At 71.2% G+C, this 13,019-nt stretch carries 14 protein-coding genes; 3 read left to right on the top strand and 11 right to left on the bottom strand.

Translation table 11 applies throughout. The features are described 5' to 3' along the window. Positions 1-27 precede the first annotated feature (27 nt). Together ACRYCC_RS00645 and ACRYCC_RS00640 are read right to left on the bottom strand one after the other, a co-directional pair. Positions 28-282 carry a DUF4229 domain-containing protein gene (locus tag ACRYCC_RS00645; protein ID WP_433807527.1) on the bottom strand — a complete coding sequence of 85 codons (255 nt, stop codon included), beginning with the start codon at positions 280-282 and terminating at the stop codon, positions 28-30. 13 nt (positions 283-295) lie between these two features. After that, positions 296-1,354, bottom strand: a complete 1,059-nt coding sequence (locus tag ACRYCC_RS00640) for a threonine ammonia-lyase (RefSeq protein WP_433807525.1) — start codon at positions 1,352-1,354, stop codon at positions 296-298. Positions 1,355-1,628: 274 nt separating this feature from the next. On the opposite strand from ACRYCC_RS00640, the gene ACRYCC_RS00635 reads away from it, so the two are divergent. After that, positions 1,629-1,829 carry a BldC family transcriptional regulator gene (locus ACRYCC_RS00635; protein WP_433807523.1) on the top strand — a complete coding sequence of 67 codons (201 nt, stop codon included), beginning with the start codon at positions 1,629-1,631 and terminating at the stop codon, positions 1,827-1,829. A gap of 105 nt (positions 1,830-1,934) precedes the next feature. Here the strand turns inward: ACRYCC_RS00635 and ACRYCC_RS00630 are convergent, their stop codons facing one another. Continuing rightward, complete coding sequence (locus ACRYCC_RS00630; protein ID WP_433807521.1) at positions 1,935-2,186, bottom strand: hypothetical protein; 252 nt, start codon at positions 2,184-2,186, stop codon at positions 1,935-1,937. 11 nt (positions 2,187-2,197) lie between these two features. After that, a complete protein-coding gene (locus ACRYCC_RS00625) occupies positions 2,198-3,109 on the bottom strand; it encodes a hypothetical protein (protein ID WP_433807519.1) in 912 nt (303 codons plus the stop codon). A gap of 105 nt (positions 3,110-3,214) precedes the next feature. Here ACRYCC_RS00625 and ACRYCC_RS00620 point away from each other — a divergent pair, with 105 nt between their 5' ends. Continuing rightward, complete coding sequence (locus tag ACRYCC_RS00620; RefSeq protein WP_433807517.1) at positions 3,215-3,610, top strand: PLD nuclease N-terminal domain-containing protein; 396 nt, start codon at positions 3,215-3,217, stop codon at positions 3,608-3,610. Between the two features lie 127 nt (positions 3,611-3,737). Here ACRYCC_RS00620 and ccsB read toward each other — a convergent pair whose 3' ends face one another. The 7 genes from ccsB to hemL all read right to left on the bottom strand — a co-directional run bounded on the left by ccsB (position 3,738) and on the right by hemL (position 11,081). After that, positions 3,738-4,754 (bottom strand): c-type cytochrome biogenesis protein CcsB, encoded by a 1,017-nt coding sequence (ccsB, locus tag ACRYCC_RS00615; protein WP_433807515.1) that lies wholly within the window; start codon positions 4,752-4,754, stop codon positions 3,738-3,740. Positions 4,755-4,759: 5 nt separating this feature from the next. Further along, positions 4,760-6,340: a cytochrome c biogenesis protein ResB gene (gene resB, locus ACRYCC_RS00610; RefSeq protein WP_433809883.1), complete on the bottom strand. Its 1,581-nt coding sequence runs from the start codon at positions 6,338-6,340 to the stop codon at positions 4,760-4,762. Between the two features lie 121 nt (positions 6,341-6,461). Further along, on the bottom strand, positions 6,462-7,202 hold the full coding sequence (locus ACRYCC_RS00605) for a cytochrome c biogenesis CcdA family protein (protein WP_433807513.1): 741 nt from the start codon (positions 7,200-7,202) through the stop codon (positions 6,462-6,464). A 148-nt stretch (positions 7,203-7,350) separates the two neighbouring features. Continuing rightward, the gene (locus tag ACRYCC_RS00600) at positions 7,351-7,962 is read right to left on the bottom strand and encodes a TlpA family protein disulfide reductase (protein WP_433807511.1); all 612 of its coding nucleotides are present in this window, start codon (positions 7,960-7,962) and stop codon (positions 7,351-7,353) included. A 137-nt stretch (positions 7,963-8,099) separates the two neighbouring features. Continuing rightward, complete coding sequence (locus tag ACRYCC_RS00595) at positions 8,100-8,738, bottom strand: histidine phosphatase family protein (protein WP_433807509.1); 639 nt, start codon at positions 8,736-8,738, stop codon at positions 8,100-8,102. Positions 8,739-8,806: 68 nt separating this feature from the next. After that, positions 8,807-9,739, bottom strand: a complete 933-nt coding sequence (locus ACRYCC_RS00590) for a LysR family transcriptional regulator (RefSeq protein WP_433807507.1) — start codon at positions 9,737-9,739, stop codon at positions 8,807-8,809. A gap of 49 nt (positions 9,740-9,788) precedes the next feature. Next, positions 9,789-11,081, bottom strand: a complete 1,293-nt coding sequence (gene hemL / locus ACRYCC_RS00585) for a glutamate-1-semialdehyde 2,1-aminomutase (protein ID WP_433807505.1) — start codon at positions 11,079-11,081, stop codon at positions 9,789-9,791. Positions 11,082-11,180: 99 nt separating this feature from the next. Here hemL and ACRYCC_RS00580 point away from each other — a divergent pair, with 99 nt between their 5' ends. After that, positions 11,181-12,941 (top strand): serine/threonine-protein kinase, encoded by a 1,761-nt coding sequence (locus ACRYCC_RS00580; RefSeq protein WP_433807503.1) that lies wholly within the window; start codon positions 11,181-11,183, stop codon positions 12,939-12,941. The last annotated feature ends 78 nt before the right edge of the window (positions 12,942-13,019 follow it).

The following is a 13,019-nucleotide window of genomic DNA, read 5'->3' as shown; positions in this document are numbered from 1 at the left end:
GCGCTCCCCCGACGTCGAGGGTCGCCGCTACTCGGGAGCGTCTTCCTTGGCACGGGCCCGCTCGAACCCGCGCCGCCGGGCGGCGGCCACGGACACCAGGGCCGCGGACATGCGGTCCCGCTGCCGGGAGAGCAGCACGTAGCTGACGACGCCGCTGATCAGGATCGATGCCGCCAGCAGCAGCGCCGGAGACTCTCTCATCGGCGTGGTCACCCAGAGCACGCCGCAGGTGGCGGCGAAGATCAGGATTCGCGCGGAGGAATAGGCGAGTACGGAACGCATGGTGACTCCGAGGTTATCCGGTGCCCGGGGAAGCATCGTCCACGGCCTCCGTGGCGGCGGCCGGCTCCTCCGGGGAGGTCTCCTCCGGGTCGTCCGCCGGCGGGTCGCCGGCGAGGATCTCCAGGAACAGGGCCGGGTCGACGTTGCCGCCGGAGAGCACGGAGACGAACGAGTCGCCCCGGGGCAGTTCGTCCCGGTGGAAGAGGTAGGCGGCGGTGGCCACCGCGCCGGCCGGCTCGGCGATGAGCTTGGGCCCGCGGGCCAGCCGCCGCATGGCCTCGCGGATCTCGTCCTCGCTCACCACGACGATGTCGTCGACGTACTCGGTGAGGTGGGCGAACGGCAGGTTGCCCACCTGCTGCACCCGGAGCGCGTCGGCGATGGTGCGCGCGGTCTGCTCCGGCGTCCAGCCCACCCGGACGCCGCCGCGCAGCGACTGCCGGGCGTCCGCGGCCAGCGCCGGCTCCACGCCGACGACCTTGGCGTCCGGGCAGAGCGTCTTGACCGCGGTGGCGATACCGGAGATCAGGCCACCGCCGCCGACCGGCACCAGCACGACGTCGACCTCGGGGGCGTCCGCCACGATCTCCAGCCCGACGGTGCCCTGCCCGGCGATCACCCGCGCGTCGTCGAAGGGCGGGATCAGCGAGAGCGCGTGCGCCTCCGCCAGCCGGTCCGCGGTGCCGATCCGGGCCTCCATGCTGGGCTCCACGAAGACGATGTCGGCCCCCAGCGCCGCACAGGCGTCCACCTTCACGGCCGGGGTGGTGTGCGGGATGACCAGCACCGACGGGATACCGAGAGCACGCGCGGCATAGGCCACCGCCTGCGCGTGGTTGCCGCTGGAATGGGTGATCACGCCCCGCCGCCGCACGCTCCGGGGCAGTGCGGTGATCGCCGCGTAGGCGCCGCGCAGCTTGAAGGCCCCGACCGGCTGCAGCGACTCGGGCTTGATCAGCAAGGGCGGTCCGGAGGACGGCAACGAGAAGGAAACCAGCGGCGTGCGCACGATGACGTCACGCAGCCGGGCGGCCGCCCCCTCGATCTCCCCCAGAGTTACGAGATCGGACACAGCTCAGAGTGTAGTTTTCCCCTGCCACATCCGGGCCATGGAACCACTCCCGAATCCTACTGACCCGTAACTGGGGGTTCCGAGCACTACACGGCGGGTGTATGGAGATCATCGTGACGGGTGTGACGAATGCCCTGTTCACTTGCCGTTATAGTCCCAGCTCAGGGAACTACGTACGGTGATGTTTTCCGAAAACAAGGGAGAAACCGGTCTTGACCCGGCACACTTAGAAACAGTCCACCCGCACCGAGAGCGGGACAAAGGGGGAGAGAACGTGGAGAGTACGAGCGAGCGCCTGCTGACCCCCGGAGAGGTCGCTGCGCTCTTCCGAGTGGACCCGAAGACCGTGACCCGATGGGCCGCGGCGGGTCGCATCAGCAGCATACGGACTCCGGGTGGTCACCGCCGTTTCCGTGAGTCGGAAGTACACGCACTCCTGCGCGGCGAAGAGCCGCTCTCCGAGCTCACCCGATAGCGGTAGCTCACAGTTCCACCGCTTTACAGCGTGAGAAACTCCATAGTGCATTTGCACCACCTAGCCGGTTAGGGCGGGACGCACAGACAGCCGGGAATGCCCGACTCAATCCCCCTGGGCATCCTCTTGCTGGGCCTTCCAATCCTCGAACTGACGCAGCAGCGCTTCGTCTTCGTCCCGCCACCGGCTGCGTTTCACCGCCATCTCCTCCTCGGTGAGCGCCTGATCGGCCAGCCGTGAGTAGTCGGGGTCGTCCGGGCCGATCTCGATGTACGCCTGCCCGATGATGCGGCCGTCCTCGGTGGTCGCGCTGTGCGGCACCCGCAGGTTCCCGTTGTCGAGCTTGATCACGTACATGTCTGGGTCACCTACATTCCGTACCGGCGGTTGAAGAACAGCATCACGTTGAGCGCCGTCCGGGTGTCGCCGCCCAGCATGTCGACCAGCGCCGGGCGCTGCCGCGCCGCGATGGCGGCGAAGGCGTCGGCGAAGAACTCCTTGCGCCCCAGAGCGTCCGGCTGCAGATGGAAGTCGCTGGCCAGATGTGGCAGGCACTGTTCGTAGAGGGCGCGGAACTCCGGGCTGTCGGACTGCCAGCCGTCGGCCTCCGCGTCCAGGTCGTCCAGCGAGTGCCCCACCTCGTGCATCATCACGTCCGGCGTGGGCGACGGCCGGTCCCCCACCACGATCTTCCGATCCCCGTACGCCCCGGCGCAGATGTCCCAGGTCGCCTTGCCCGAGGGCAGCTCGCGGCCCTTGAGATGGCCCATGTCGTCGAGATCGGGCACTCCGCCTGGGCCGACATAGATCCCGTCGAGTCCGCGCGCCAGAAGCTCTTTCAGCGGCTCGGGCAGCGCGGCGAGGCTGTCGATGGCCCGGACGACCTCCGGGGTGGGCGGACCGAGCTCGCCGTCCCACTGCCGGTAGAGGATGCCCTCCAGCGGCCCGCAGTGCCGCCGCCCGTCCGGCGGCCCGGGCCGATCCGGTGAGCCGGGCGCGTCCGGCGGCCTGGCCTGGGTACGGGGCAGCTCGTCGTCGAGCTCGAAGTCGCGCCAGCGGAAGGCCGGCTTGGCCGGGGCCTGCCGGGCCGGCTGATCGCCCCCGGTCCGGAGCGCGAAGTCGTCGTCGCGTCCCGCCTTGCGGAACCGGCCCAGCGCGTCCCGCGGCTGGGTGCGCCGCGGCCTCGTCGTGGGGTGCTCCGCCCGCTGGTCGGAGGGGGACGAGGCATGGCTCCCCTCCTTGGAATCGCGGTGCTTGCGGTGTATGCCCCAGTACCGCATCGCGCTCCGTTCTCGGCCGGCCACGAGGCCCGGACCCCTACGGGTATTGCCTCTGTCTTGACTCCGCCATGGCAGAGTAAGCCGCGAGGCGGTTAACCTGCCAGCATGTTCTATGTCCTTGTCGCCCTGATTGCGCTCGGCGTCTGGCTGTACTGCCTGTTCGACGTGCTGACGACCGACGAGGCGGAGATCCGGGGGCTGCCGAAGTTCGGCTGGTTCCTGGTCGTGCTGCTGACGATGAACCTCGGCGCCATCGCGTGGCTGCTGTTCGGACGGCCGCGCGACGCACGGATCGGCCCGGACGGGCGGATCGGCCTGGACGGGCGCATCGGCCGGGAGGAGCGGATCGGCCGGGAGGGGCGGGGGCTCGAGCCGACCGGCGAGAACCGGTTCGCCGGCCCGCCTGCGCCGGTGCCGCCGGGCGTCGACCTCCCCCGCGGCCCCGACGACGACCCCGACTTCCTCAAGAGCCTCGACCGCCGCATCCGCGGCGAGGACTGACCCCCCGAATCCTCACCCCCCACTCCCCGCCCCTCACCCCATGACCCGCTCGGGCGCTTGGGGCGCTCGCGCTGGGGCCGCTTGGGTTCGGCTGGGGTTGGGGCGCGGGATTCGGTCGGGTCGCGGGTCACTTGTAGGAGTGCATGCCCGAGACCAGGTAGTTGATCCCGAAGAAGTTGAACAGCAGGCACGCGAAGGCGATCAGCGCGATGACCGCCGCCTTGTTGCCCTTCCAGCCCGCGGTGGCGCGAGCGTGCAGGTACCCGGCGTAGACCACCCAGGTGATGAACGACCACGTCTCCTTGGGGTCCCAGCCCCAGTAGCGGCCCCACGCCGAGTCGGCCCAGATCGCGCCCGCGATGATGGCGAAGGTCCAGATCGGGAAGCCGAACATCGTGATGCGGTTGGAGAGCCGGTCCAGCCGGTCCGCGGACGGGAACCTGCTGAGGAACCCGGTCGCGGGGGCGCCGGCCGGTGTCGCGGCACCGGTCACCGCCGCGGCACGGCCCTCCCGGCGGGCCACGGCCACGTAGAGCAGCGTGGTGACGGCGGCGACGCTGAAGGTGCCGGTGGCGATGATGGCGGCCGTGACGTGGATGCCGATCCAGTACGACTGGAGCGCGGGCCGCAGCGGGCCCGGGGCGTCGTACAGCCAGATGGTGGCGATGCCCAGCCCGATCACCACGGCGACCATGAGGAAGGCACCGAGGAACCGGACGTTCTGGCGGACCAGCAGGACGAGGTACGCGGTCACCGCGGCGAAGCAGATCGCCGAGACGAACTCGTACATGTTCCCCCACGGCAGCCGCTCGGCGGCCATGCCCCGGGTGACGAGCTCGCCCAGGTGGGCGCCCCAGCCGAGCACGTTGATCAGGACCGCGAAACGGCCCCAGTCGACCTCCCGCCGTTCCTCGTCCACCGCCGTGCCGTCCGACGCTCTGCCGTCCGACGCTGTGCCGTCCGGTCCGGCTTCGGCCGTCTCCGGGCCCCCGGCACCGGCCAGGACCTTGGCCCGGACGGCGGCCGCCGTCCGGCGGCGGTCGCCGAAGGCGAGATCCGCGGCGTAGCCGACCATGGCGACCACGTACAGAAGCACGGTGCCGACCATGAGCTGATTGCTCAGATCGGCGAGATGGGCGTCCACACTCGTCACTCCTCGTTCTGATCGCCGGGGGTTCCGGCACCGCTGTTGGACCCGGCGCCGGAGGCGCTACCGGGGCTTTCGCCGGCGGGGGTCTCCGGACCGGAGGCCTCATCGCCGGAGGACTCACCGGCCGGCTCCTCCACGGCGGGGACCCGCTGACGCAGATCCGCCACGATGTCGTCGAACTCGGCAGTGGCGTTGCCGAGGGCGAGTCCACCGACCTCGACCACCGTACGCCCCCCGTCCGCGGCACTCGCACGGACCCACACCCGGCGACGGCGGATCAGGAAGGAGGTCACGATGCCGAAGATCGCGATCACCGCGGCGGCCAGCGCGGGGACCCGTCCCGGGTCGTGGTTGAGCGCGAGGCTGACCCACTGCTGGTAGCCGGTGAAGGTGATCGATCCCGCCCCGTCCGGCAGGGTGAGCGTCTGCCCCACTTGCAGGCCCTGTGCCTTCCCCACCGGGAAGAGCGTCTTGCCGAGCCCCTCGAGCTTGTAGACCGACTGCGGGACCCCGGTGTCGAGGCCGAGGTCGCCCTTGAAGGGAACGATCGACACCCGCGGGTTGAGCGGCGCGGGGAAGGCGGAGATGGTCTTGCCGGCCTGGTCGGGCGCGGCGGACGGGAAGAAGATCCCGTAGAACCCCAGTTGGGTGGGCTGCGCGTCGGGCGCCTTGATGACGCCCTCGGAGGTGAAGGTCCTCTCCTCCATCGGCAGGAACGGCACCGAGCCCTGGAACGCGATCTGTCCCTTGCCGTCCTTGACGGTGAAGGTGGGCGCGTACCCATGGCCGAGAAGGTAGACCTTGGTGCCGCCGACGCCGAGCGGATGGTTGACCCGCAGGTCGTACGGCTTCTCCGGCCCCGAGCCGTCCTTGTAGCGGACCTTGGCGTAGAAGCTGGTGGGCTGGCCGATGTTCTTGCCCGAGGTGATGTACGAGGCGTGGAACTCGTCCAGGCTGATCGTGAACGGCGCGAGCTCGTCGGCCGAGAACTCCCGGCCCGGCTTGAACGCGTCGTAGTTGGTCAGGGTGTTGGAGAAGGCGCCGCCCTCGGTCACCAGGACGTTGCCCTTGTAGCCGAAGGCCGCGCCGCTGCCCACCGAGAACAGCAGCACCAGCAGCGCCAGGTGGAAGATCAGGTTGCCGGTCTCACCGAGATGGCCCTTCTCCGCCGCCACCGAGCCCTCGTGGGCGTCGACCCGGAACCGGCGGCCCTTGAGCAGGTCGCGCGCCCCGCCGAGCGCCTCCTCTGGGGTGGCGTCGGTCCGGTACGACGCCGACTGCGGCAGCCGGCCCAGGTTGCGGGGCGCCGCGGGCGGGCGGGCCCGTACGTTCTGGCCGTGCTTGAGGATGCGCGGGATCACGCAGCCGGCCAGCGACACGAACAGCAGGATGTAGATCGCGGCGAACCACGGGGCGGCGAAGACGTCGAACAGCGAGAACCGGTCCATCCAGGAGCCCAGCGACCCGTGGTCGGCGATGTAGGCGGCGACCTGCTCCGGGGCCTGCCCGCGCTGGGGCAGCAGCCCGCCGGGGATCGAGCCCAGGGCGACCAGGAACAGCAGGATCAGCGCGGTGCGCATCGAGGTGAGCTGCCGCCACCCCCACCGCAGCCACCCGATCGGTCCCAGCCCCTTGGGCTTCACCACCGGAGCGGTCTCGTCCTCGCCGGTCCGTACGTCGGCCGCCTGCACGTCGGCCACCTCAGATCACCACCCCGAACCCGCTCACCCAGGTCTGCAGGTGAGCGATCATTTGTCCCCAAAGCCCGGTCACCAGCAGCACGCCGATCGCGACCAGCATGCCTCCGCCGATCCGCGTGACCAGCTGGTAGTGGCGCTTGACCAGGGCGAAGACCCCGAGCGCCTTACGGTAGGCGAGCGCCGTCACGATGAACGGAAGGCCCAGCCCGATGCAGTATCCGAACGACAGTACCGCGCCTCTGGTGGCGCTCCCCTGGTCGTAGGCCAGGGTCAGGATGGCGCTCAGGGTCGGGCCGATGCACGGCGTCCAGCCGATCCCGAACAGCACGCCCAGCACCGGTGCCCCGGCCAGCCCGGCGGCGGGCAGCCGGCCGGACTTGAACGTCCGCTGCAGCCCCGGCACGAAGCCCATGAAGGCCAGCCCGAAGATGATCGTGACGGCCCCCAGCACGCGGGTGATGACCTGCTCGTACTCCTTGAGCCAGACGCCCAGGCCGCCGAAGGCGAACCCGTAGGAGATGAACACGAGGGTGAAGCCGAGCACGAACAGCGCGCAGCCCAGCAGTAGCCTGCCGCGCCGCTGCTCGGCGAGGTCCACCCCGGACAACCCGGTGACGTACGAGAGGTAACCGGGCACCAGCGGCAGCACGCACGGCGACAGGAACGACACCAGCCCGGCCAGCGCCGCCAGCGGCAACGCCACCAGCAGCGACCCGCTGGTCACCGTGTCGGCCGCGTTCACGGCCTCGCTCCGCTCGGCGGCTCGGGGCGCTTCGAGGCGGTGCCTTCCCTCGTCGCGTGCTCGCTCGTACCTCGCTGCGCGCGCTCCTCAGTCCAGACACCGCCGCGCCCCTCGCGAGCGCTCCTCGGTCCGGACACCGCGCGCGTGCTCACTTCTCCGCCGCCACCTGGTCGATGAGGGGACCGAGCTTGGAGTACGTCGTGGAGCCGATGATCCGGGCGGCCACCCTGCCCTGCCGGTCGAGGATCAGCGTGCTCGGGACCGCGCTCGGCGGGATGACCCGGAAGGCCAGCGTGACCTGGCCGTCGGGGTCGTAGATGCTCGGGTAGCCGATCTTGAAGGTGCGCTCGAAGGCCAGGGCGGCCTCCTTGCCGGAGTCCTTGATGTCGATGCCGACGAACTCGACGCCCTTGCCCTTGTGCTCTTCGTAGAGCTTCTGCAGCGCGGGTGCCTCACCCCGGCAGGGCGCACACCAGGAGGCCCAGAAGTTCACCACGACGACCTTGCCCCCGGCGCCGCCGCCGGGCGCCCCGGTCAGGTCGGCGAGGCTCAGCGGCTTGCCGTCCAGGGTCGTGCCCTTGGCCTGCGGGCCGGGCTTCCGGTCCTTGATCAACTGGCTGCTGCCGTCACCGGCGACGTAGCGGTTGTCGGCGCCGTCGGGGCCGGTCGGGTTCGCGTTGGTCCCCGCGCAGCCGGCCAGCAGCGTCATGGACAGGACGCCGCCCGCCAGGGCGCGTACGGACACGGCACGGGCACTCAACGGTTCTCCTACTGCGATCAGTACTGCTCCGAGCCACTACTTCTCAGCCGCTGCGTCTCAGCCGCTACTTCAGCCACTGCGTCTCAGCCACTGGTTCTCAGCTACTACGAGTCGTAGTTCTCGACTGTATTGCAGGCTCAGGCGCCCGGCACAACCGGACCGCTGATCAACGCCGCGGCGGGCTCGGCGTAGTCGACCCGGACGATCTCGTCGCCCTCGTAGACCAGGCTGGTCACGCTGGCCAGTCCGCACTGGCGATGGGAGGGGTTGTGCCACAGTCGCTTGCGCTCGGCCGCGCGCCGGGCGATCCAGATCGGCAGCTGGTGGCTGACGCACACCGCCTCGTGTCCCCGCGCGGCGTCCCGGGCGGTGGCCGCGGCGGCGAGCATCCGGCGGGCGAGCTCGTCGTAGGGCTCCCCCCAGGAGGGCCGGAACGGGTTGCGCAGCAGCGGCCAGGTGGCGGGGTTCTTCAGCGAGGCCTCGCCCTGGCCGAACCTCATGCCCTCGAACCGGTTGGCCGCCTCGATCAGTCCCTCGACGATCGACACCTCCAGGCCGAACGCCTCGGCCAGCGGGGCGGCGGTCTCCTGGGCGCGCTCCATCGGGGAGGAGAACAGCGCGGTGACGTCCCGCCCGCTGAACCACTTGGTCGCGGCCTTCGCCATGAGCACCCCGTTCTCGCTGAGGTGATAGTCGGGCAGCCGGCCGTACAGAACGCCCAGGGGGTTGTGCACCTCACCGTGCCGCAGCAGGTGAACGATGGTCTTCTGGGTCATGAAGTCTTCTCAGTCATGGCCGCCTCAGACTACCCGCGGGCCCCGGAGGTCGTGCCGCCACCCTCTGGTCACCGATGACCGGCGCCGGAGGGCCGGCCGGCGCTGCCTTGACAGCCGGTTTCCCGGAGGGCCTCGAGGGTGGCGCGGATGGCGGGGCGGCGGGCGGCCTCGGCCCGCCAGACCGCGTAGATCCGCCGGGTGAGCGGCGGGCGCAGCGGCACGATCCGGACGTCCGGCGGCACGTCGCAGCGGCCCAGCCTCGGCAGGATCGAGACGCCCAGCCCGGCCGCGACCAGTGCCAGCTGGGTGGCGTACTCGTACACGTAGTGGTCGATGGCCGGCTCCACCCCGGTGGAGCGGAGCGTGTAGGTGAGCCACTCATGGCAGATCGAGCCCGGAGTGGAGCTGATCCAGCGATCCCCGGCGAGCTCCTTGAGCGCGATGTCGGCCCGGTCGGTGAGCGGATGGCCGGGGGGCAGCGCGACGTCGGCGATGTCCTCGCAGATAGTGCTGCGGGCCAGGCCGTCGGGCAGGGCCAGCGGGTCGTTGTCCCAGTCCTGGACGATGGCCAGGTCGAGGTCCCCGCGCAGCGCCCGGGGGATGCTCTCGGTCGGGTCGGACTCGCTCAGCAGGATCCGCAGCTGCGGATGCCGGTGGCGCAGCAGGGCCAGCGCCCCCGGCCCCAGCCCGCGGACGGCGGTGGGAAAGGACGCCACGGTCAGCTCCCCGACCACCGCGCCGCGGTGCGCCTCCAGGTCGGACTTGGCCTCCTCGACCAGGGACAGGATGCGTCCGGCATGGCCGACCAGCAGCTCGGCGGCGTCGGTCAGGCGTACGCCCCGGCCTTTGCGCTCGAACAGCTTCTGGCCGGTCTCCCGCTCCAGCTTGGCCACCTGCTGGGAGACGGCCGAGGTGGTGACGTGCAGCGCGTCGGCCGCGGCGCTCACCGAGCCGTGGGTCGCCACCGCGTGCAGGGCGCGTAGCCGCTCCAGGTCCAGCATGTAAGCGATGCTACGCGCTCAGCCGGTGTTTCGTTAAGTAGCTAACGGGTCAGAGCGCGGTGGACGCCGCGCGGGCGGCGTGCGGCATGGCCTCGGCGATGCGGTCGAGGGCGGCGTCGTCGTGGGACGCGGACAGGAACCACACCTCGTAGGCCGAAGGCGGGAGGTAGACCCCGTGCTCCAGGGCCGCGTGGAAGAACGCCGCGTAGGCCTTGCCGTTCTGCTCCTGGGCGGCGTCGAAGTCGCGGACCTCCTCCTCGCGGAAGAACACCGAGAACAGGTTGCCGGCGGTCTGCAGCCGGTGCGGCACGCCCTCCTTCGACAGTGCCTCGGAGGCCAGCCGCCCGACGATCGAGGCGGCCCGGTCGACGGCGGCGTAGACCTCGTCGGTGGCCTCGCGCAGGGTCGCCAGGCCCGCCGCGGTCGCCAGCGGGTTCCCGGACAGGGTGCCGGCCTGGTAGACCGGCCCGGCCGGTGCCAGGTGGTCCATGACGTCGGCGCGTCCGCCGAAGGCCGCGGCGGGCAGCCCGCCGCCCATGACCTTGCCGAATGTGGTCAGGTCCGCGGCCACGCCCTCCCTGCCGTACCACCCGGACCGGGTCACCCGGAAACCGGTGAGCACCTCATCGATGATCAGCAGCGCGCCGTGCCGCTCGCAGAGCGACTTGAGCAGCGCGTTGAAGCCGTCGTCCGGAGGCACCACCCCCATGTTGGACGGGCTGGCCTCGGTGATGACGCAGGCGATCTCGTGGCCGTGGTCGGCGAAGGCCCGCTCCACCGCGGACGCGTCGTTGTAGCGCAGCACCAGGGTGTCCGCGGTCGTCGCGCCCGTCACCCCGGGGGTGTCGGGCAGCCCCAGCGTGACGACCCCGGAGCCGGCGGCGGCCAGCAGCGCGTCGACGTGCCCGTGGTAGCACCCCGCGAACTTGACGATCTTCGAGCGGCCGGTGAAGCCGCGGGCCAGCCGGATCGCCGACATCGTCGCCTCGGTGCCCGAGCTCACCAGCCGGACCTTGTCCACCGGGGTACGGCCGACGATCTCCTCGGCCAGCTCGACCTCACCCTGCGTCGGCGTGCCGTACGAGGTGCCGTGTGCCGCGGCGGCCTGGACCGCCTCCACCACCCGGGGGTGGGCGTGCCCCAGGATCATGGGCCCCCACGAGCAGACGAGGTCGACGTACTCGTTGCCGTCGGCATCGGTGAGGTACGGTCCCCGGGCAGAGGCCATGAAGCGGGGCGTGCCGCCCACCGCGCGGAAGGCGCGCACCGGTGAGTTGACTCCGCCCGGCACGACGGCATTGGCCCGGTCGAAGAGCTGCTGAGAGCGATCCGTGGATGTCACGACACTAGTCTGTCAGCCCTTGATTCCGATCCGGTGAATACCCTTGACCGCGCATGCCGGTGCCCGATATTCCACCAGTACGACTAGGGGGATGTGAAGGTGACGGACGGTTGGACGGCCCCGGGGTTCTTCCATGTGCGGGAGTTGGGCGGGGGAGCCACCGGGCAGATCGTTCAGGCCGTCGACGACGTCACCGGCAGTGAAGTCGCGATCAAGTACCTGAGCGACCGGCTGCTGGCCGACCATGCGTTCGTCACCCGCTTCCGGGAGGAGTCCCGGCTGCTGGCGCACCTGGAGGACCCCAACCTCGTCGACTTCTACGACTACGTGGAGTCGCCGACCGAGGGCCGGGCGGCGGTCATCATGGAGCTGGTCGACGGCGTCAGCCTGCGCAAGGTCCTGGCCACCCAGGGACCGGCGGGACCGCTGGGCGCGCTCGCGGTCCTCAGTGGCTCGCTGCTGGCCATGGCCGCCGTGCACCAGGCCGGGATCGCGCATCGCGACTACAAGCCCGCGAACGTCCTGATCCGCCGGGACGGGGTCAGCAAGGTGCTCGACGTCGGCATCGCGTCCAGGGCGGGCGGCGCCCCGCTGTATCTCGCCCCCGAGCAGTGGCTCGGCGCACCGCCCGACCAGGCCGCCGACCTGTACGCGGCCACCGCCGTCTTCTTCGAGTGCCTCACCGGCGGCCCGCCCTTCCCCGAGCGGTCCTCGATGGCGCTGGAGAAGGCCCACCGCTCCGGGCCCGTTCCGATCGAGTCGGTCCCCGGCCCGCTGCGTCACCTGGTCGCCGCCGGTCTGGCCAAGAACCCCGCGGACAGACCGGCCTCGGCCGCCGAGTTCCTCGGCCACCTCGAGGACGCGGCCGTCGAGGCGTACGGGCCCGCCTGGGAGGCCCAGGGGCGCGGCCGGCTGGCCGAGATGACCGCGCTCGCGTCGATGACCGACTGGACCCCGCCCGCACCGGCTCCCAGCTCGCCGCAGCCGGCCACCTCGCTCCGCTCCGGGAAGCGTGGTGCACACCGGGGCAGCATCGTGCTCGGGGTGAGCGCGGTGACCGCCATCGCGGTCGCCGCCGGGGTGGCCCTGTGGGCCACCAGCGGCGGCTCCGGTCACCAGGCCACCGACACCGGCCGGACCCTCTCGCCGGCGCCGGCGTCGAGCGGTACGCGGACGAAGGCGCCGCGCCGCCCGGTCACGCCCGACGGGGTGGCGGCCCAGATCTCCCGGGCGGTCGCCGAGAAGAAGACCGCCTCCTTCGCGTACCGCCGCACGGCCACGGCCACCGACGCCACCTCCGCGACCGGGGTCTTCCGGGTGACTTCCAAGACCACCACCGTCTACGACATGACGGTGTGGAATCCGGCCGGGGGGCCGGAGTCGAACAAGAAGCTCCGTACGATCCTCGTCGGCGGCGTCGCCTATGTGGCCTCGGGCGGCTGGCATTCCGCACCCGCGGTCCGGGTGCCCGCCCGCAGGGACGCCCCGCACCTCTACGGCTCGCTGGCGGCCAACACCCGGTGGGCCACCTCGACCTCCAACATCCTGGCGTTGCTGCGCGCCAGCACGAGCGTGAAGGTCGCCCCGTGGACCCCGCCGGGCGGCACCGCGACCGGCACCAGCTACACCGGCGTCGCCGCGGCGGCCAAGCTGGGACGGGAACAGACCATCGCCCCGCTCTACGACCAGTACCCCGACGGCCGCTTCCGCGTCAGCTACATCCTCAGGGTCGGCGCGGACCATCTGCCGCAACGGCTGGACGTCAAGCTGCAGCCGGTCGCCGCACCGGGCAAGCCGACGGCCTTCCACATCGTCTACTCACGCTGGGGCCGTAAGGCCGCGATCACGGCACCCGTCTGACCCGTCCCATGCGCCGAGACTTCCGGCGGACCGCCCGCCGGACGGCGGGGTCGCCGCCACGGTGCCTTGCCCGCCCTG

Source organism: Actinomadura scrupuli (assembly GCF_050971785.1).
In the GTDB taxonomy this organism is placed as follows: Bacteria; Actinomycetota; Actinomycetes; order Streptosporangiales; family Streptosporangiaceae; genus Actinomadura_E; species Actinomadura_E scrupuli.
The sequence above is the reverse complement of the archived record's forward strand: the minus strand, read 5'-3'. Positions and strand labels throughout refer to the sequence as shown.